General features: G+C 62.0%; 9 protein-coding genes. 3 read left to right on the forward strand and 6 right to left on the reverse strand.

Annotated elements, in window-relative coordinates; genetic code table 11:
- The first annotated feature begins 35 nt into the window (after positions 1–35).
- Positions 36–530, forward strand: coding sequence for a hypothetical protein (locus U1R88_RS05880; RefSeq protein WP_322430383.1), 495 nt, complete (start codon positions 36–38; stop codon positions 528–530).
- Here the strand turns inward: U1R88_RS05880 and U1R88_RS05885 are convergent.
- Positions 511–1,665 (reverse strand): helix-turn-helix domain-containing protein, encoded by a 1,155-nt coding sequence (locus U1R88_RS05885; RefSeq protein ID WP_322430384.1) that lies wholly within the window; start codon positions 1,663–1,665, stop codon positions 511–513. The genes U1R88_RS05880 and U1R88_RS05885 overlap by 20 nt on opposite strands.
- 598 nt (positions 1,666–2,263) lie before the next feature.
- Between U1R88_RS05885 and U1R88_RS05890 the strand changes: the two genes are divergently transcribed.
- Positions 2,264–3,052, forward strand: coding sequence for a response regulator transcription factor (locus U1R88_RS05890; RefSeq protein WP_068295946.1), 789 nt, complete (start codon positions 2,264–2,266; stop codon positions 3,050–3,052).
- 233 nt (positions 3,053–3,285) lie between these two features.
- A complete protein-coding gene (locus tag U1R88_RS05895) occupies positions 3,286–5,511 on the forward strand; it encodes an EAL domain-containing protein (RefSeq protein WP_322430385.1) in 2,226 nt (741 codons plus the stop codon).
- A gap of 354 nt (positions 5,512–5,865) precedes the next feature.
- Here U1R88_RS05895 and U1R88_RS05900 read toward each other — a convergent pair whose 3' ends face one another.
- From U1R88_RS05900 to U1R88_RS05920, 5 genes are all read right to left on the reverse strand, one after another.
- Positions 5,866–6,570: a response regulator transcription factor gene (locus U1R88_RS05900; protein WP_322430386.1), complete on the reverse strand. Its 705-nt coding sequence runs from the start codon at positions 6,568–6,570 to the stop codon at positions 5,866–5,868.
- Between the two features lie 874 nt (positions 6,571–7,444).
- Complete coding sequence (locus tag U1R88_RS05905) at positions 7,445–8,545, reverse strand: alpha/beta hydrolase (protein WP_322430387.1); 1,101 nt, start codon at positions 8,543–8,545, stop codon at positions 7,445–7,447.
- An 8-nt stretch (positions 8,546–8,553) separates the two neighbouring features.
- Entirely contained in the window at positions 8,554–11,010 is a 2,457-nt protein-coding gene (locus U1R88_RS05910; protein ID WP_322430388.1) for a condensation domain-containing protein, read from the reverse strand.
- Between the two features lie 5 nt (positions 11,011–11,015).
- Positions 11,016–19,070: a non-ribosomal peptide synthetase/type I polyketide synthase gene (locus U1R88_RS05915; RefSeq protein WP_322430389.1), complete on the reverse strand. Its 8,055-nt coding sequence runs from the start codon at positions 19,068–19,070 to the stop codon at positions 11,016–11,018.
- Positions 19,067–20,965, reverse strand: coding sequence for an amino acid adenylation domain-containing protein (locus U1R88_RS05920; RefSeq protein WP_322430390.1), 1,899 nt, complete (start codon positions 20,963–20,965; stop codon positions 19,067–19,069). The genes U1R88_RS05915 and U1R88_RS05920 overlap by 4 nt, the downstream gene beginning before the upstream one ends.
- Positions 20,966–21,020: the final 55 nt, after the last annotated feature.

The raw sequence follows: 21,020 nt of genomic DNA on the forward strand, positions 1-21,020 counted from the left end.
GCTCGTCGGCTTTCCCGATCGGAAGCGTTTGGTCCATGTTCGCCAGTTTCGCGTGCGACCGCTGTGCTGAAACGCTGGAGAGCAACCTGGCTTGCGGTCGGACCGACTCGATGTGCTTGACCCGGCCCATGGCTGACTGCGATGATCTCGCCGCCTTCGCCGACCCCTTGCATGATAAAGGCAGCCGCGTGCTCCAGGAGACCGACCAAGATATCGGCGGCGGCGGCCCATCCTTCGAGAACAGCGGCCGGAATGGCCAGCTTGCTCTTGTCCGCGCTATTCCCTTGCCGATCGTTGCTTCGCCTGTTCGAAGACATGCCTGCTTCCCTTTGAAACGCACTGCACGGAGAAGCTGCTCATCACGCAAGGCACGGCGCCAGGGCCAATCGATCATGACATCGAGCCATCGCCATCCGGAGCAAAACGCCTTCAAGCCTGAATGCGCCTTGCTCCAGCTTCCTTGTGTGGCCGCATCCTTTTCCAGGCGGCTACATCAACTCGCAAAACGTTTCAGCTTCCCAGGGCCCTGAGCCAACGCTCGAACGACGGCAGGCCGTCTGCGTCCCGGGTCCCCTCCTTCATCAGGCGGCTCGGCGCCGGCGCGCTGCGAGCCTGGCGTGGACTGTAGCTGAACTCCCGGCTGAAAGCGCGGCTGAAATCGGCTGCGGAGGCAAATCCGAAACTCTCGGCAATTTCAGCGATCAGGCGACGGTCCGAGGGATCGCTGAGGGCGGCATGGGCAGCAAGCAGGCGTTGCTTCTGGATATAGTGAACCACGCCGCCGCTCGGTTCGAACAATTGGTAGAGATGGGTGCGTGATATGCCGAGCTCCCGGCACAGCAGTTCAGGAGTAATGGCGGTCGTCTGCAGATTGCTGCGAATGAAGCGGCGGGCACGTTCCATGGGTGCCACCGTTCCTTGCTTGCTGGCCACCACCGCCCGCTCTTCGGTGGAAGCCACGCAAGCCAGGATCATATCCCTAGTGGCATTGACCACACCGAGTAGGTCATCCTTGCTGAACTCGCTCAGACGTGCCTCCACGCTGTCAACATGACTGACCAGCAGGCCAGCAAGGTTGCGCGACAAAATCCGGTTGTTGTTGGCATCGAGAATCGCAGTGGAATCGGCAAAAAGATCGCGTGGCAAATACAGGGCCAGGCTCTGCGATTCGAGCATCCTGCCCCGGAAAGCATGGCCCAGAGAACGGATCTCGACCGTTCCCGGCTGGCTCTCGGCGACACGCCCACCGACTTCGGTCCAGGCTTTTCCCTCGCGCCGGAAGGTAATCACCCAGTGGTCGACGAGACTGGAACGAAGCTTGGCCGCGGAGCGATGGTAGCTGTGGGCAGCCGCCTTCTGCTGCACAACCAGCATGCCACCGAGATTCCAGGCGACTTGACGTGCGACAAATCCCTCCTGCGCCGTTACGCCATCGGGCAATGTCAGATCGGCAAGCGGCGCATTGAGTACCTGCCAGGCATCGAACTGCTCGCCAGGCGGGAATTCGTCGGTCGAAAAAATCAAGGGCGTCAGTGCAGGCGGCGGCGGGCTGTCATTTTGCTGCGAACTGGGTTGCCGAGACCAACGACGGCGTTCCTTGCCGGAACGCGACGCCTGGGCTCCTGAAGCCGGCCGCTGATCGTTGCGGGACGCGCCATCGTCCATTCTGCTTTTCTCGCTTTCGCGGCAGGCTCACGCAAAAGCGGGAGCTCACATATTTGCCGACGGCGCCTCGCGGTGGCGGCCGCACTTGTTATTATGAACAACAACGGAAATCTTCAAAAGAGAGTTTTCAGCACGCCTCGCCCACCCTCCTTTATCTTATGCACAAGTGAACTGCCGCATCCTGCCTGTTGCCGAAAGCGGCATGTCGCACGGTAAGGTTGCGTCTCGCCCAAGGGATATTTCATAAAATCATACCGCTCTGACTGCCAGATCATAGAAATTCTTTTCGATTATACAGAAGCGCAATTCCGTCGCAAATTCCGCCCGCCCCCGCGCTGCAGCCACTGCTGGCGCACGCGAACAGGAGGTAGATATACGGCAAAAGGGCTCGAATCCTCGATCTCCTATCCCACACCAGAACTGGCAAGGCGTAGGGGACCCTACGCCGTTGGAGGCACTTCTCTACCAAGTCCGAGCCTGACTGCCTCGGAATTTGTACTCACTGCTATGTCTGCGGACTCCAAGCTAACGACCAAATCATCGATCTCGCATAACTTGCCCCTTAGTCAGCATAGTACCAACACGTTGCGGATTGAACATGAACATCGCCCTCACAAACGCTTCCACCATCCTCGACAGGCGGCGGCCCCTGCAGTACCAGCGCGACAGGCGGGTCTTCGATGAGGGCGGTGTCGAAGCTTCTTCCGTCCGCAAGGACAAGGACGCCGCGGCTGAGAAGGCCACGATCAGCATTATCAACGACAACACCTTCACGCGCGACTGCCTGACCCGCTGCCTAGGCGACGCCGTCAGCGAATTTCAAGTCCGTGCCTATGGAAGCATTCGCGAATGGCAGGATGCAGCGGCCAAAACCGCTACACCGATCATCCTGCTGTGCGCCACTGGGCGCCAGGCAACCGAAGCCGCGCTTCACCAGGGCCTGGATAGCATTCTGCAGGCAGCGGCCGACGCCAGGGTGATCGTGATCTCCGATGTCGAGGATCCAGCCGGCATGGTCGCTGCGTTGGAACGTGGCGCCAAGGGCTATGTCCCGATGAGCCTCGATCTCGACGTGACCGTCGGTGCCGTCAATCTCGTCAATGTCGGCGGTACGTTCATTCCCGCCAGCAGCCTGCTTTCCGCGCGGAGCGCCAGTTCGCCTGCTGCGGAAGCCAAACCGCAGAGGCGTGCCTCTGCCTTGCTGACTGAACGGCAGCTGACCGTACTTGAAAATCTTCGCAAGGGTGACCCGAACAAAGTCATCGCTCACAAACTCAACATGAGCGAATGCACTGTTAAAGTTCACGTACGGAACATGATGAAGAAGATACAGGCCCGCAACAGAACCGAACTCGTCTGCATGACCAGCGAGCTTTTTCAGTCTTGAAATCACGATAAAGCGCGATCGAAACCTGGAAACTACCGACACCGAAAGTCTCGAATAGCCTGACAAACGCTGACCCGACCTCGGATCCTGATGCGCCCAATGCCGATCACCGATGAAGTCTTAACAAGACCACTGACGTGCTATAGCATTATTGGCGACCTCTATTTCGTAGTCTGCTGCACCGAGGTGCGCCAATGATTGTCAGGCACGACAAGGGTACATTGGGAAGAAGCATGCCGCTTACGCGTGACAGAGGCATTCATCTCCTCGGGCGTTCTGTTCAGGAGAGCGACAAGGCAGTGGCAGTTCTCAATGCCAGGCGCGAAATCGTCTGGATCAATCCCAGCTTCAAAAAGATGCTCGGATATCAATCCGAGGACGTGATCGGCCGCCCGCTGATTTCAGTGCTCGTCAGCAAGGCCACCCCTTCGGCGACTCGTCTCAGCCTCGAACGACTCGTCAATGCCAAGCGTGGCGGCCTGGAGGAAATCAACGGTCACGACAAGTTCGGCAACGAAATCACACTTCTGATCTATACCGATCATATTCGCGATATCGACGAGAACGTCTCGGAGACAATCGTCACCATTCACAGCAATACCCCTGCACGCATGATCCAGACACTCCAGAACACGGTGTTGGAGGAGCTGGTTTCCGGCGCTTCGCTGGAGAATGTATCGGAATTCATCTGCAAGAAAGCCGAATTCATCACGCGGGACGTCATCTCGACCATTTTGAGGGTGGATCAGAACGGCCTGCTGCATCCCCTCGCTGCCCCGAGCCTGCCCCAATATTATTCAGACGCTCTGGATGGGATCGCGATCGGTCCCAGCGTCGGCTCGTGCGGGACGGCGGCCTATTTCGGCGAACCCGTGCTCGTCGACGATATCGAAACCAATCCGCTTTGGGCGCCTTACAAGGGCCTGGCGTTGCCCTTGGGCCTTCTTGCCTGCTGGTCCGTCCCGATCAAGCTGCGGGATGGCCGCGTTGCCGGCACTTTCGCCTTCTACTTCCGAGAAAAGCGAGGGCCCAGCTATCTGCACGAGGAGATCGTCTCGGCCTGCGTCCATCTCTGCGCCCTGGCGATCGAGCAACATGAGGCCAAGGAGCACATCAATCGCCTTGCCTATTTCGATATGCTGACGGGCCTGCCCAATCGCCGTCAGATCTATCAAAAGGCCAGCCAGACGATCGCAGAAGCCAGCGAGAAGCAAGGTAAGATGGCGCTGCTGCGCCTCGACATCAAGCGCTTCAAGGACATCAACGATACGTTCGGCCATTCCACGGCCGACCAGATCCTCGGGCAGATCGCCACCCGCCTGCAGAACCAGCTTCGGCCCATCGATATTGTCGGACGCTTTGGCGGCGATGTCTTCGTGATTATCCTGCCCGACGCGGACAGCGCCTACGCCACAATGGTCGCCAGGAAGCTCGTTGACGCTGTCGCCAAACCCTTTGCGATTGCGGATCTGCTGCTGCCGATCTCCATCAGCATCGGCATCAGCCTTTATCCCGACAACGGCACCGATGTCGAGACACTGCTGAAACGAGCCGATTCCGCCGCCTGCAAGGGCAAGGCAGCCGGGCACGAAGCCATTTTCCTGTACGAGCACGAGGTTGTCGACGGCGCGCAGGAGCGGGTGATCCTGGGCGCTGCCTTGCGCGAAGCTGTCTCGCAGGAGCAATTGCGCTTGCTCTATCAGCCCCAAATCAATCTCACGGACGGCACTCTACACGGTGTCGAAGCTCTCATACGTTGGGCACATCCCGTCCTGGGCGACATTTCCACCAGCCGTTTCATCATGATCGCCGAGCAGATCGGCCTGATCGATGAAATCGGGATCTGGGCTCTCAGCGAGGCCTGCCGCCAGATGGCTGTCTGGCGCGCTGCCGGCCACCACATCCCGGCGATTTCCGTGAATCTGTCCCCCTTGCATTTCCGCAACAGAAATCTGCCGGACGTGGTGGCTCATCTGATGCGCCAATACGATATTCCCAAGCACACCTTGATGCTTGAGATCACCGAGGGCGTGATGATGGACGATCATCCGACCACCCTGGCAACCATCGCTGCCATCCAGGCGCTCGGTGTCGGGTTGTCGATGGATGATTTCGGCACCGGCTATTCAAGCTTGAGCCGCTTGACGCATGTCCCTTTCTCCGAGTTGAAGATCGATCGCAGCTTCATCGAGGGAATGGTAACCGACCCCAGCGCGCGTGCCGTGGTGACGGCAATCAACAGCATTGGCCGGAGCCTCAACATCGCGGTCGTCGCCGAAGGCGTGGAAACCGAAATGCAGCAGCAAATGCTGCGGGAACTGGGCTGCGAGATCGCCCAGGGATATTTGCTGAGCCATCCCTTGAAAGCCGCCGATCTCGAAGCCTGGCTGCAGGAGAAGCAAGGCGGCGCACCGCCGCCTGCTTCGCGACGGATGAAAACAGAGACCCTGCCCGCCTAACACAGCCCGCACAACTTGGCCGGCCTGACTTGTTTAGTCACGGAAAGCCGAACCTTCATGTCGATGGTCGATGCGGGACTGCTCCGCCACCGAAATGCGCCGCCCCCTGCTGCCCGCAAGTATTCCCGATCCGAATTGCTGCACAGCGCACGCCTCCCATCAGGGCCGGCAACCCGACCGCCAAAACGAATCCGCCCCGATGCCATTACGGCATCGGGGCGGTGTATCGACGTCGGCGACTAGAGCAAAGCGAGTTCACGACTGAACGCCAATCGGCTCTAACTCTTTAGTTTGACGCGCCTTTGCGATTCTTGACGACTCCGTCAAATTACAAAATGCTATAGGCGCGGCGTCTCAGAACAACTCATTGGTCAAGAAGGCAATCTCGGTGCGATTGCGCGCCTTGATCTTACGCATGATGTTACGAACGTGCACCTTGACGGTGCACTCTCCCATATTGAGCTTGTAGGCAATGAGTTTGTTCGACTCGCCTTGGCGCAAGCGATCGATCACCTCGAGCTGCCTCTGCGTAAAGACGGTCTGGCGAGAACGACCGCTGGTTTCGCCTTCCTCATTAGCCTGGGCGCCTTGAGACCGCGACGACAGCAGACCGCTCGCCGGAACGAAAGTACCGCCGGCACGCACCAGTCGAATGGCGGCAATCGCAACATCGAGATTGGAACTCATCGCGATGTAGCCTTTCGCGCCCCGTTCCAAGGCAGCCACGATCTCCGTCGGTTCCTCATAATCGGAAACGAGGATGACCCGGGCTTCCGGTGCCGTCTGGATGACAAGATCCAGATCGCGCCGTATGGCCGTGTCAGTGGCCTTCCGTCCCGTCGCGCAGAGAAGGACGATCGGCATGGTCACAGCTACACCAGCCGCTTCCCAATCCGCGATACGCGAATACCCTTCCGTAAAGAAATTTCCTTCACTCGCAGCAAGACAACGCATCAAGCAGCTGCGCGAGAGAGCATTCTCATCAATGATGACAATCCGGGTTTGCAAATCCTGGTCGAGTTTGCCAGAAGCGGAGTCATCTTGAAGGCTGTCTTCCATACGTCCCTCCCTCCTAAGCTCAACAACAGAGGAAGATGACTTCAACGGCAGCACTGAACCTACCGCAAATGGCATCAAAGCTTGGCTACTCGCGGAATAATCAGTCACAGTCTCAATCTCCAAACAAGTCATCCGACAAATACCACGCGCATGCTTGAAAAAGCGGCACCATGGCAGTCAATATTCTGGCAACCAGCATGCTCAATTCTGAGCATTTTTTGTTCTATGCTTGGATTAAAATACCCATATGCCGCCAATCGACGCAGCAACAGTCAAGCATAGTTTTTCAAGCTACTTACTACTATGTATCGGCCTCTTTGTAAACTCCGTAAGAATGCCAAGTAGCACATGGAGTTTTGTATGATGCGTTACGTTAGACCCCAGGCTCCGTGACACCGACGTGATACTTTTAGGAGGCCAATCCGTCCAAAGTACGGCGTCGACGTATTAGCTCGCCTTATGCCGTTAGGGAAGCATTGTGTTACCTGTCGAACAGGTAAAATTGCACTTCCCGCCAACAAGATATTCCTGTTTGTCGAAGGCACAGCACCAAGCATGCGAACAGCAGCGACCTACTGACCCGTCTCGCATGCGCTCAAGAAACACTCTTTCCTTTCAACAGGTTAGAAGAAAAACCTTTCGAAATCACAGTGGGAGCTTCCGGGCTTTGCTCGTTTGATTGCCCCAACCAACCGCAGACTTTGGGGAAAATCATATCCTTCATTTCCGACATCGACGCGCCTGCCGTCGACGGCGAAGGCGCCATCGAACCGGAACATGTCGCTTCGTGGCGATTTCGTGACCCTCGAATGCGAGTTGCGAATCACATCCGCGCATCGATCGTGACTCCGGCGCGATACGGCTGGCCGCTCTCTCATTGCGTCGCCTCCATCACCGGTGACTTGGCGAATACGATCTTGACGCGATCATCCTGCGAAGCGATCAGCTTGCCGAGATCGGATTTTTCACCGGCGACATACTGGTCCAGAAAGGCGCCGGCATAGATATTCACCGCCTCGACCGTGTTTCTGGCGCTCGGCAACAGGGACGCAATCCGCGCCAGGAACGATCGTTGGGAGACATCGACGAAGCTCTGGTGCCGGCTCCCCGCCATGACGAGGAAATATCCGCCATATCGCTCCATATTGGCCAGAACATGCGTGTAGTCTTCGTCGGTCAATTTGGACGTCATACGCAGCACGGTATCGCCTGAATTGAGATCGGCTGCCGTCGGCAACGGGCTATCGTCGCTGATTTCGAGAAAAGGACGACTCAAGCCGAGCCTGCCAACATCCCCGAACAGCCAGCCATCGAGGTTGACTGCCGCCTTGAAACGCGGGTCCTGCCTGCTGGTTTCCGCAGCGACCGCACCACCAAACGAATACCCCATGATGCCGATCCGCTCGAAATCGAGCCTCCTCAGCACGAAGGCGACATCGCCGTCTTCAGCACAGGGGGCAGCTGCCCGCAAAATATCGAGGACGACGCTATTGTCCCTGGCAAACGCACCGGCTTTGAGGTTGACGGCCGCCCGGGTGCGCACGAACGCTTCCTCGCCCGAAAAGTCGACGAACTGCCTGTAGGCTTCGGGATCTATCTGATCGACTCCGATCACCACATAGCCGCGGTGAACGAGCGCGTCGATCTGGTTCATATGACCTTCGACACTGCCGCCCCAGCCGGCATTGAAGAATATGACAGGCGATCGGGGCGTAGCCCCAACACCAGCGGTTTGCTTGGCATACCAGGCTCTGACAGCAAGGCGAGCAGCGACCTCGCGCGGCAGAGCGTCGGATTTGTCGCCACACAACCCCGACAATGGCACCAGCGTAACTGCAACCTCGGGATCGCCGGCTCGAGCGAGGCTGGCGACACCGAGACCGACTGCGAGCAATGCAGCCCCGAGGCAAAGCACTCCCACGAGCCCCTTTCTTCTGCTCGACCATACCGGCGATCGGATGAGAGAGGTTGGCATGGAGATCCTCAGCGGCCGGGGAGCTGTTTGAGTGTTGCGTTGATGACGTCGCCGATCGTCCTCGATGCCGTGCGGCGAATAAGCTCCTCATGGGTCGCTGCCACCGAAACCATGGTGACGCCCCTCGATGTCAGGGCATTCCAGCCCATGGTTCTGTCAAGGAAGTAGCCGAGCGGCATGTTCTCGTTGTGGAAGGCAAGGATCGGCATGGGAAGCGGCGTACCGCCTTCGTCCCGGCCGGCCTCGACCACCCAATGGCCGATTCGTGCGTCGTCATCCGGCCCATCCTCGAATGATTTCCGGCCGAACACCGCTTTCAGGAAGAGGCGAATGCGCCTCAAGGCGTGTCGGCGCTGTTCTGCGCCGCCGACGAGGCAACGGGCATAATAGAGCCCCGACTGGATCTGGTAGGAATATCGTCCCAGCATTCCCTTTAGCCGCGACTGACGCTTCGAATAGCCAGGCGCCCAGGCATCGAGCGTCACGAACAGCTCGATTGCGTGCCCCCTCTCGATCAAGCGGCGGGCGACGGCGACATTGAGCCGAGCCGCAGCGCAAAAGCCGAGCAGGATATAGGGGCCGTGCGGGCGCACTTCCTCGATGATGCGCACGCAGTGCTCCACCATCTGCGCCCGGCTGGTTTCCGCGCCTCCCTCGACGAAAGCCGGCAACGGAACCGAAATGAAGGGCTGATCCTCTCCCAGATGGTTGACCAGCTCCTGGTAAATGAAGGTGTCATGCAAAGCGAAGATGGGCGTACTCGCGCCATGCGGCTGCATGACCACGGCCCCCCTCGCCTCGGTAACAACAGGTCCGCCCAGAAGTTTGGCCAACTCGCCAATGGTGGGATGGCTATGCAATTCGTCAAAGGAAATGCGTTTGCCGAAGACCTTCTCGACCCGCGAAAGCATGCGGAACGCCGATAGTGAATGCCCGCCAAGCGCGAAGAAATTGTCCTTCAGATTCAGGATCGGCACCTTGAGGATGTTGACCCAGATGTCCGCAAGCTCGGCTTCCACGCGCACATGGCCATCGGGAAGCCCGGATGCATGCGCAGATGCCAACTGCGGGGCAGCCGCGCGAACGGGCGCGGGGCTGGCCCCCTCACCCACCGGCCGATCCAGGTCGGCAACGAGGCTGCCGAGCAGATCCTGCAACTGGGCAAGAAATCCCTCCACCGTCTCCTTGTTATAGAGCGAGGCGTCGTATTCGCAGGACATGCGCCAGCCATCGGGGCGCTCGACGAAGAAGAAATTCAGATCATAAAGCGCGCCCGGCGAAACGGACGGCATGTCGATCAGGCTGAGTTCCGGGCGCTCATCGGTGGGTATGAACGAGCGCTGGCAGATCAGATTGACGGAGAACAGCGGATTGCGGCCGGGCTCGCGCGCCGGTTTGGCAATGGCGATGATGTCTTCGATCGGCATATGCTGGTTGAGCAGCGCGCCCTCGATGACGTCATGCATCTGGGCCAGCAATTGCCGGAATCTCGAATTTCCGGAGATCCTGGTGCGCAGGGGCACGGTATTGATGAAAGGTCCGACAATGTTGTTGAGCTCGACCCGGTCTCGCCCGGCGATCTGCGTACCGACCGTAATGTCCTCGGAGCCGCTGTGGCGATGCAGGAGACACATCAGCGCGGCTGCCCCGACCATGAAGAACGTGCAGCCTTCCGCCGTTGCCAGGGCCGACATCGCATCGGTCAGCGTGCGGGGCAACTGGCGCCCCACAATGAGCGCGGGCGCAGCCCCTGCTCCCCCGCGTGGCTTGTCGGCAGGTAGATCGAAGCGCTTGAACCCGGCCAGTTGCGAGGTCCAATAAGCCCGCTCGCTTTTGAGCGTGTCCGCTTTCATCCATTCGCTCTGCCACGCCGCGAAGTCGGCATATTGCAAAGGAAGATCGGCCAGGTTGGGCGCGCGCAGCCGCAGCCGGGCCTGGTAGAACTCCATCATGTCACGCGCGATGATCCCCACCGACCAGCCGTCACAGGCAATGTGGTGAACGGTAACCAGGATGATGTACTCCTCGGCCCCGACTTTCAGCAGGGTCGCACGAAGATTGGGCACCCGCGTAAGGTCGAAAGGCTTGCGCGCCTCGATCTGGCTGATGCGCTCTCCTTCCTCGTGACGGCTCGCTTCCGGCAGCAAGGTCAGGTCGATGACTGGAAGCTGGATCGATGCGTCGGGATGAACAAGTTGCTCGGGCTCGCCATCGACGTCGCGATAGCTGGTGCGCAGGATCTCGTGACGGTCGATCACCGCATTCAGCGCTTGCTGGAGCACGGCGACATCAAGCCGGCCACGCAGGCGCCAACGCACGGCAACATTCAGCGCCGGGTCTTCCGGGGTGATCTGGTCCAGGATCCAGAAGCGTGCCTGGGCCAGCGAACAAGGAAAGGCATAGAGGTCCGTGTCGGCCTCCTGGGGGCCGATACCGATGTCGTTGCCTGTTTCAGAACCTGCCATCGGCGTCACCGTTCCGGAGATTGCAGAGCGCTGGCGGCAACACGACGGCTGCTCCTGGCTACGCGAACGAGTTGCGGAAGCTCCGAAGTCTCCGCGACCGGCGACACCCCGGCGAGCGTGGCTGCTGCCTTGGCGATATTGCGCTGCTGCAGCAGGGTCTTGGCCGACAGGGCCAGTCCGGCCTGGTTCGCCCGCGCCACGATCTGGAAGATATGGATCGAATCCGCACCAAGCATGAGCAGGTCATCCGCCACGCTGATTCTCCCTTGTCCAAGGACCTCGGCACAAATGTCCGCCAGGATCGTTTCGGCTTGATTGCCGGGGGCGACATAAGTGCTCGACAGCTCGTTCGCGGATGCCTCGCTCGGCTTGGGCAAGGAACGGCGGTCGAGCTTGCCGCTCGACCCACGCGGCATGGCATCAAGGCGAACCCACTGGCTGGGTATCATATAATCAGGCAGGTCCCGGCCGAGGGCATTGCGAAGAGCCTCGATGCTGGGTGCGCTGGAGGCTGGCGCCTCGTAATAGGCCACAAGCCTGGGATCCCCCGGATTGTCTTCGCGCAGGATCACCGCATTGACGCCGAGACCAGCCTTGCCGATCGCGGCCTCGATCTCGCCGAGCTCGATGCGAAAGCCCCGCAGCTTCACCTGATGGTCGTTCCGCCCCAGGAGTTGAAGGCGGCCACCCGGCATGAGGCGGGCGAGGTCGCCGGTACGATAGAGCCGCGCCCCAGGCGTGCCTGAAACACCGTCTGCAATGAACTTTTCGGCAGTCAGGTCGGGGCGGTGGAAATAGCCGCGGGCAACGCCATCACCACCGATATGGAGTTCGCCCACCACGCCGAGCGGCTGCACGCGATCGAACTTGTCGAGCACGTGGAATTGCGTGTTGGCGATGGGATGGCCGACCGTGATCGGATCCGGGCCCGGACGGATATGGGCGACCGAGGACCAGATCGTGGTCTCGGTCGGGCCGTACATGTTCCAAAGCTCGCCGCCATTCTGGACCAATTGATCCGCCAGGCTGCGCGGCATTGCTTCGCCGCCGCAGAGCATCTTCAGCTTCAGCGAGGGCTTGAAGCCGGATTCCAGCAGGATCACCCAGGTGATCGGGGTTGCCTGCATCACGGTGGCGCCGCAGCTTTCCAGACGCTTGAGCAAGGCCTGGCCGTCGGCCGTCTCGCTTTGGGGCGCGATGACCACGCTGCCCCCGCAAGCCAGCGGCAGATAGAGCTCGAGCGCCGCGATGTCGAAGGAGATCGTGGTAACGGCCAGCAGCCGGTCCTCGGCGGTGAATCCTGGCACCTGACGCATCGAGGCCAGGAAATTGGCGACGCAAGCGTGCGTCACTTCGACCCCTTTGGGCTTGCCCGTCGAGCCGGAGGTGAAGATGACATAGGCAAGATCCTCGCCGGTCGCCCTGGCGCCCGACACCGGCAAGGGTTGGCGTGCAGCAATCGCGTCGCGATCGCGATCGACCAGGACCGTCACGGCGGCAACCGAAGCAATGTCTTCATAGCCTGCCTGGGTCACCACGGCGGCAACCTCGGCCTCGGCCAGGATGCCGTTGAGCCGGGCTGCCGGATGATTGGTGGCGAGCGGAACATAGGCACAGCCGGCCTTCAGCACGGCCAGCAGGGAAACAAGCATATCGAGCGAGCGGTCGACCAATACAGCGACACGCGCGCCCCTGCCGAGGCCGTGATCGTGCAAATGCGCCGCGAGCTGGCCGGCTCGCCGGTCGAGTTCGCCATAGGTGAGTTGCTGGTCCTCGAAAAGCGCAGCCAGGGCCTCCGGATTGGCCGCCGCCTGGGCTTCGATCAGCCCATGAACGGTGAGCAGGCTCGGATCGGATGGCGCAGGCAGGGAGGGGCCGGCCAGGGAGGCCGGCACATCGCCAGCAGCCAGCAACGGCAAACGCTCGATCGGGGTCGTGACGTCGTCGGCGATCGCTTGCAGCAAGGTGCGGTAATGCCCCAGCCAGCGGCGGACCGTCGCCTCGTCGAAGAGATCGGCATTATAGTCGCAATCGATGCGCAAGCCGTTGGCCGACTCCGTCACATTCGCGAAGAGATCGAAGGTGGAGAAGCGCTTGGGGTTGGGAACGACCTCGGTCGTCAGGCCCGGAAAAGCCAGATCTCCGCCCAGGCGTTCCAGATTGAACTGAACTTCGGCGAGCGGCAGCCTGCTGGCGTCGCGCGGGAGCGTCAGCTTGCGCAGGACGGTGCCGAGCGTGCAACTGCGATGGTCATAGGCCTCCAGCACGCTCTGCTTGGTGGCAGCCAGAAAATCGGCAAAGCTCGTGCCATCCTGCCAGCTCGCACGCAGCGGCAGCAGATTGACGCAATGTCCGACCAGAGCCCTGTCGTCCTCGACCAGCGACTGGCCGGCAGCCGGTATGCCGACCACCACTTCATTCTGGCCGGCAAGGCGGCCCATCAGGATCTCGAACGCGGCAAGCAGCGTGGCAAACAAGGTACTGCCGCGCTTGGCCCCGGCCTTGCGAACCGCCTCATAGAGCGGCCTTTCGATGGCGAACTGGACCGACCCGCCATTGAAGGTCTTGATCGGCGGCCGAGCGCGATCGCTCGGCAGTTCGAGGGGCGGTGGCGCGGTGCGAAACTGCGAGACCCAATAGGCTTCATCGTCAGCCACTTCCTTCACGGTCTGAGCGTAGCTGCTGAAGGGGAGCGGTTCGGCCAGCACGGGCTGGCTGTTCTCGACCCGGGCGCGATAGAACTCCGAGAGTTCGCCGATCAGCACATTGATCGACCAGCCATCGCAGACGATATGATGGGCGGTGAAGACGAGGACGTGCCGATCCGGCGAGAGCCGAACCAGTTGGCCACGCACCAGCGGGCCGCAGACGAGGTCGAAGGCTGTCCTGGCGTCCTGTTCGATCCGCGCCTTCAGAGCCTGTTGCGGCGAGGCCTCTCCGGAAACATCCACGAGGGGCAGTTCCAGACGGAGCTCGGGCGCAAAGCTCATGCGGGTACCGGTCGCATCGAAATGGATGCGCAGCGCATCGTGACGCGCGATGACATCGTTGAGCGATGCGCGCAGGGCTTCCGTGTCGAGAGGCCCTTCGAAACTCAGGCTGATGGACTCGTTGAAGCCACAGGAGGCCTCGTCGCCAAGCTGCGCCGAGAGCCAGACCTCTGTCTGGGAAGCGGTCGGTGCAATGGGGCCCGTAGGCGTGGCCGTTTTGGCTGCCTCTCCGGTCTTGCCGTCACCGCCCGCAACCGGCGGACCGCCGGGAAGCATGCCGTCGGCCTGCATGGCCTCGATGCTCTCGCGGAAAGCCTGCACGATCCGCGCGACATCCTCGTCCGTATGCTCCGTGGTCAGGAAGCAGGGGAAACCCTCATGCACATAGATGCCGCGGGCACGCAGATGATAGTAGAGCAGGCTGCCAAAGCGATAGTCATGGCTCGGATTGATGTAGAACAGGCTGCCATAGCTCGGGACCGGCAGGGACAGGCCGCACTCGGCGAAGCAGGCTGAAAGCTGCTCGGCCAGGCGTCCCATGCGGGCCGAAACCTCCTCCTGCAAGGCCGGTCCCCTGGATTTCAGATGCTCGAGCACTGCCTCGAGCGCGGCCAGAACCAGCGGATGGCGGACGAAAGTGCCGGCGAAGAAGGTGACTCCGACCTCCGGGTACGAATCGTCGCCGTAGCGCCAATCGCCACCGTCGAGCGCATCCATGAAGCTTGCCTTGCCGGCCAGCACGCCGACCGGCAGCCCGCCGCCGACCACCTTGCCGTAGCAGGCGAGATCGGCCTTGATGTCGAACAGGTGCTGCATACCCGCAGGGTGCATGCGGAAGCCCGTGACCACCTCGTCGAACACCAGCGCGGTGCCTGACGCTTCGGTGACGGCGCGAACCTGCTTGAGGAATTCGACCGGGCGCAGGTCTGGGCGGCGGCTCTGCACCGGCTCGACCACCACGGCGGCGAGTTCATCCGCGTGCTCGCGGATCCAGGCGAGCGCTTCGTCCGAACCATATTCCAGTACCGTGACGTTCTCCACCGACTGCGGCGGGATACCCGGTGCCACCGGCAGCGAGCGATGTTCGCCCTGGCGGACCTGCCCCCTGACCAGCACTTCGTCGAACTGGCCGTGATAGTCGCCGGCAAACATGACGACGCGCTTGCGCCCGGTGACCGTACGCGCCACCCGCATGGCGGCCATCACGGCTTCCGAACCGGTATTGCAGAAGGTGGCGCGCTCATTGCCGGTCATCTCGCAGAAGAGAGCCGCAACCTTGCCCGCCCTGGCGGATTGTGGGCCGATGGCGAAGCCTTCCTGCAACTGCCGGTCGACCGCCTCGACCACGAAATCGGGGGCATGGCCGAACATCGTCTGGCCATAGCCGTTGACCAGGTCGATATATTCGTTGCCGTCGACGTCCCAGATCCGCGAGCCCTTCGAGCGGGCGGCGATCACCGGATAGACCATCTCCTTCCAATCCGGATTGAAGCCGGAGGCGGCGCGTGGGTCGGCCAGGACGTTGCGATAGTCCTGCGTCAGCTGCTTGGAACCCGGGCTGCGGGCATTCCAGAGCGAGGTGAGCGCCTCGATATGGCTGCGCTGGCGGGCATCGAGCCCCTGGTCCTGCGACTTCTGGCTGTTCTTGTAGACGGCAAAGCGCGAAGGCAGTTCCTTGACCGGAGCCGCATCGGCCTGGGGCGCCGCGGCAGGCTGCGGGGTGTCCGCTGCCTGAAACGCTGGCGCGGGAGAAGGAGCTGCGGGCGGCGCCATCACGGCCTGGACGGCAGGAGCCTGCAATACTGCCCCACCGCGCAGCACCTCGAGCTGCTGCTGCATCAGATGCGCCATGACCTGAAGCTGGTCGCGCATCAAGCCCTCCACGCCAGCTCCCGTACCGGCAAGCGGCAATGCTGTCGAAAGGAGAGGCGCAGGTTGGCCGATCGGCAAAACAGCGCTGGGAGACGGTGCCGCGGCCGGCGCCACCGCAACTGGCGCCGATGCAGCCGGTGCAGGTGCGAATTTCTCGGGCGGCAACGCCGCTGCAACATGCTCCGTCAGGGCCTCGATACTGCCGAGATCCCCCAGGAGGGCACGGAAAGTGATCTTGAGGCCGAACTTGTTTAGGAGCTCCTGAGCAGCCTGGGTCAGGAATAGGGAGTCGAAGCCCATTTCCAGGAAGGTCGTGCCGGGTTCGGCAGAGGCCACATCCTCGCCGGACAGGTCGGCGAAGATCGAGATGATGGCGGCCTTGATGGTATCGGTGCGGGCGGTCATGTCGGACATCACGGTTTGCTCGGGGAGCGGCATTGCGGGGGTTTCAGCAGGCGGCGTACTGGCGGTAAGCGCCGGTTCGGATCGTGGAGCGGCCGGCGGGTTGGCCGCAGGCACGGAAGCCGTCTGGCGCGCGGGCGGCTCGATCCAGTGGCGCGTGCGCTCGAAGGGATAGGTCGGCAGAGGCACTCTGCGCCGCGTCGTCTCGGCCGACTGCAAGGCCCAGTCGACGGCCACGCCGGCGGTCCACAATCGGCCCAGGGCCTCGGCCATGACGTCCTGGTCGGGCCGCTCACGCGCAGCGTCAGGCAGGCAGGAAACCACCACCCTGCCCCTCGCCGCGCCCTGCAGCGACAGCGTGGTCAAGGTGTTGCCGGCACCGACTTCGAGCAGGACCGCCGCCGTATCGCCGAGCAGGAGCGACAGGCCGTCGGCGAAGCGTACCGGCTCGCGGAAATGCCGGGCCCAATAGTCGGGCGACGTGGCGGCCTCGGCCGTGATCCACTGGCCCGTCACGCCGGAGACGTAGGGAATGGTAGGCGCCCTCAGTCCGATCTTGCGCACCTCCTCGCTGAAGGGCCCGATGATCGGATCCATCATGGGGGAGTGGAAGGCGTGCGAGGTGTGAAGCCGCCGGCTGACGACTGCGCGCGCCTTCAATCGCGCTTCCAGCGCATCGATGGCATCGTCCGGCCCGGACGCGACGCATAAAGCGGGGCCGTTGATCGCAGCGATGGCGAGATCGGCACCGAGCATGGGCGCAAGTTCCGCCTCGGCAAGCCTGACCGCCAGCATGCCCCCCGAGGGAAGGTCCTGCATCATGCGACCACGGGCGGCGACGAGCGGCAGCACCTCTTCGAGCGTAAAGACGCCGGCAAGGCAAGCCGCGACGAATTCACCAACGCTGTGCCCGATCATCGCGCGCGGCACGATCCCGCGGCTGATCCACAGCCGTGCCAAAGCATACTCGACCGCGAAGATCGCAGGCTGGGCATAGCAGGTGGCTGCCAGGCGCTTGTGATCATCGGCTTCGCGCCTGGCCGGATAGAGCAGCTCCTTGAGATCGCGTTCCAGATGAGGGCGCAGGATCGCCGCACAACGGTCGATGTCGACCCGGAAGCCCGGCTCGGCTTCGTAGAGGCCCCGTCCCATGTCGGGATATTGCGACCCCTGTCCGGGGAACATGAACACCACGCCGGGATCGCCGGCGGCTTTGAAGATGCGGGCCGCCGGGTCGTTCAAGGCAGCGACCGCTGCCGGACTATCGCTGGCAGCGGCCGACCAGCGATAGTCGAAGGCTTTGCGGCCGAGCTGCAGCGTATGCGCAACGTCCGCGAGTTCCAACCCGGGGTTGGCCGCCAGATGCCCGGCCAGGGCCGAGCGGGCCTTGCCCAGAGCTGCTTCGCTGCGGGCCGACAAAGTGAGAATCTCGACGCCCTTACTCGCCGGGCGCGGCGCCGGCATCGGCGCCTCTTCTAGCACCACATGCACATTGGTGCCGCCGACCCCGAAGGCGCTGACGCCCGCACGGCGCGGCTCCGGCCCCTCCTGCCAGTCGCTCAGCGCCGCATTGACGAAGAACGGGCTGTTTTCGATGCCGAGACGCGGATTGGGCTTCTTGAAGTGCAGGGTCGCCGGCAATTGGCGGTTCTCGAGGCTGAGCGCCGTCTTGATGAAGCCGACCACGCCAGCCGCCGCATCGAGATGGCCGATATTGCTCTTGACCGAGCCAATCGCGCAATACTGCCTGCCCTCGTCGCCCGTGGCGCGGAAGGCCTTGGTCAGCCCGGCAATCTCGATCGGGTCTCCGAGCGGCGTTGCGGTGCCATGGCACTCGACATAGCTGATCGAGCGGGGATCGACGCCGGCATTGGCATGCGCCATCATGATGGCGGCAGCCTGGCCGTCGGAGCTCGGCGCGGTATAGCCGACCTTGGCCGAACCGTCATTGTTGACGCCGCTGCCACGTACCACGGCGTAGATATGATCGCCGTCGGCAAGCGCATCCTCGAGCCGCTTCAACAGCACGGCGCCGGCACCGCTCCCGAAGACGGTACCCCTGGCGTCGGCGTCGAAGGTACGGCAATGCCCATCCTCCGACACCATGCCGCCTTCCTGGGTCAGATAGCCGCGCTTCTGCGGGAAGGTGATCGAAACGCCGCCGGCAATGACCATGTCGCTCTGGAACAGCAGCAATTGCTGGCAAGCCTGCGCGATCGCCATCAGCGAGGTCGAGCAAGCCGTGTTCAGGCTGAAGCTCGGTCCGTTCAGGTTGAACTTGTAGGACACCCGCGTCGCCAGAAATTCGCGGCTGGCGCCGAGCAGCATCGGATATTGCGCGACCTGGAAGGCGTTGGTGAAATCCTCCGACACGTTGCGATTGCCGACGACGTGGTGGAGGAAATAGGTGTTCATGCTGCAGCCGGCGATGACGCCGATGCTGCCGGGATAGCTCGCCGGATCGTAGCCACCGTCCTCGAGCGCTTCCCAGGCGCATTCGAGAAAGATGCGGTGCTGCGGGTCGGTCAGTTCCGCCTCGCGCGGATACATGCCGAAGAACTCCGCGTCGAAATACTCGACATCGGACAGGATCGGCCGGGCCCGGACGAAATTGGGCGCGCGCCGAACGTCTGGCCCGAACGTGTCTTCGAGTTCGCTGTCCTCGAAACGGGTGATCGATTCCACGCCATTGCGTAGATTCTGCCAGAACTCGCCGACGGAGCGGGCACCGGGAAAGCGGCCCGCCATGCCGATTACCGCGATGGCGTTGAGGGGAGGATCGGAGATGGAGCTCACCTTGCCGCTCCCATCTGGCGCTGGCGCATGCGCTGGAGGGCCTCGGCCTGCTGGCGCGCGCGCAGATTCTCCGGCCTGGCGGCCGGGCTCGCGGCAGGCTCGGAACTCGAGCGGATGAAATTGGCGAGAGCCGTGATGGTGGGACGCTCGAAGACATCGCTCAGGCGAAGCTCGGGATGAATGCTCTCCTGGATTTCGTTGAGAACGGTCAGGATCTGCAGCGAACTCCCGCCCTGGTCGAAGAAATTGATCTTGGTGCTGACGTCGGGCACGGACAGAACACGCGACCAGATGACCGCGATCTTCTGTTCGAGCTCGTCGCGCGCCTCCGGAACGATCGGGCTGGCCGCGAAAGTCGGGCTGGGCAGCGCTTTGCGGTCGAGCTTGCCATTCTCGGTCATCGGCAATTCGCTGAGATCGACGAAGGCGAAGGGAAGCATGTAGTCCGGCAAGGTCTGGGCCAGATGGGCCTTCAGGATGGCAGCTTCCGCCGGCGTCGTCGAAGGCACGATATAGGCGACCAGCTTCGCCTCGCCGGGGCCATCTGTGCGAGCGATCACGGCACAAGCCGTCACGGCAGGATGGCGCATGAGCTGGTTTTCGATTTCACCCGTCTCGATGCGGAAGCCGCGGATCTTCACCTGGTGATCGCTGCGCCCGAGATATTCGAGATCACCATCCGCCGTACGCCGGACGAGGTCGCCGGTCTTGTACAGCTTCTCGGCGGCCCGATCTTCCGAGGGCTGCCAGTCGATGAAACGTTCCGCCGTCAGCTCCGGACGGTTCAGATAGCCCAGGCACACACCCTCCCCGCCGACATAGATCTCGCCTTCCTCACCCACCGGGACAGGCTTGCGGTTCTCGTCGAGGACATGGATGGTCAGATCGGGGATCGGCACGCCAATCAGGCTTGCCCGGTTGCTGTCGAGCTCGGCTGCAGACACGGGACGATAGGTGACGAACACAGTGGTTTCCGTGATGCCGTACATATTGATGATGCGTGGCTTGGCATCGCCATAGCGGTTGAACCACGGCCGCAGCATCTGGAACTCCAAGGCTTCGCCGCCGAGGATCACGTAGCGCAGGGCCAGGGCCGAAGCCTCCGGGCGGCGGCGCTCCACCTCGATCAAAGTGCGGAAAGCGGATGGCGTCTGGTTGAGAACGGTCACCTGCTCGCGAATGAGCAGGTCCAGGAAGTCCTCGGGCGAGCGGCTGACGCGATGAGGCACCACCACCACGCGGCCCCCATAGACCAGCGCTCCCCAGATCTCCCACACGGAAAAGTCGAAGGCGTGCGAATGGAAGAAGGTCCACACATCCTGCGGGCCGAAGCCGAACCAGTGGTCGGTCGCGTGGAACAGCCGGACGACATTGTGGTGCGTCAGCCGGCATCCCTTCGGCCGGCCGGTGGAGCCCGACGTATAGATGACATAGATGAGCGACTGGGGATCGATGGCGATGTCAGGATTCGTGACCGGCTCGGCACTGAGGCTATTGGCGTCCTGGTCCAGCAGAATCATCGGCAGATCGCTCGGCGGCAGCGTCGCGCGGCTGCTGGCCGTGGTCACGAATGCCAGCGGCCGGGCATCTTCCAGCGTGAAGGCCAGGCGCTCGCGCGGATAGCTCGGATCGAGCGGCAGATAGGCAGCACCCGACTTCATGATGCCCAGCATGCCCACGATCATGTCGATCGATCGCTCGAGGCCGATGGCGACCAGAGTGTTGGGCTTCACGCCCATCTTGAGCAGGCGATGAGCGAGCTGGTTGGCGCGCGCATTCAATTCCCCGAAGGTGATCGAAACGCCGTCGCAGGTCACCGCAAGGCTGTCGGAGCGAAGCGCAGCCTGCTCGCTGATCAATCGATGGACGGAAAGGTCGGTTTGAAACGTACTCACGGAGCCCCCATGCAAAATCGTGTATAGTGCCCCGGAGGATCGTTCCGCCGCAGGC

Source organism: Labrys sedimenti (assembly GCF_034424805.1).
GTDB lineage: Bacteria > Pseudomonadota > Alphaproteobacteria > Rhizobiales > Labraceae > Labrys > Labrys sedimenti.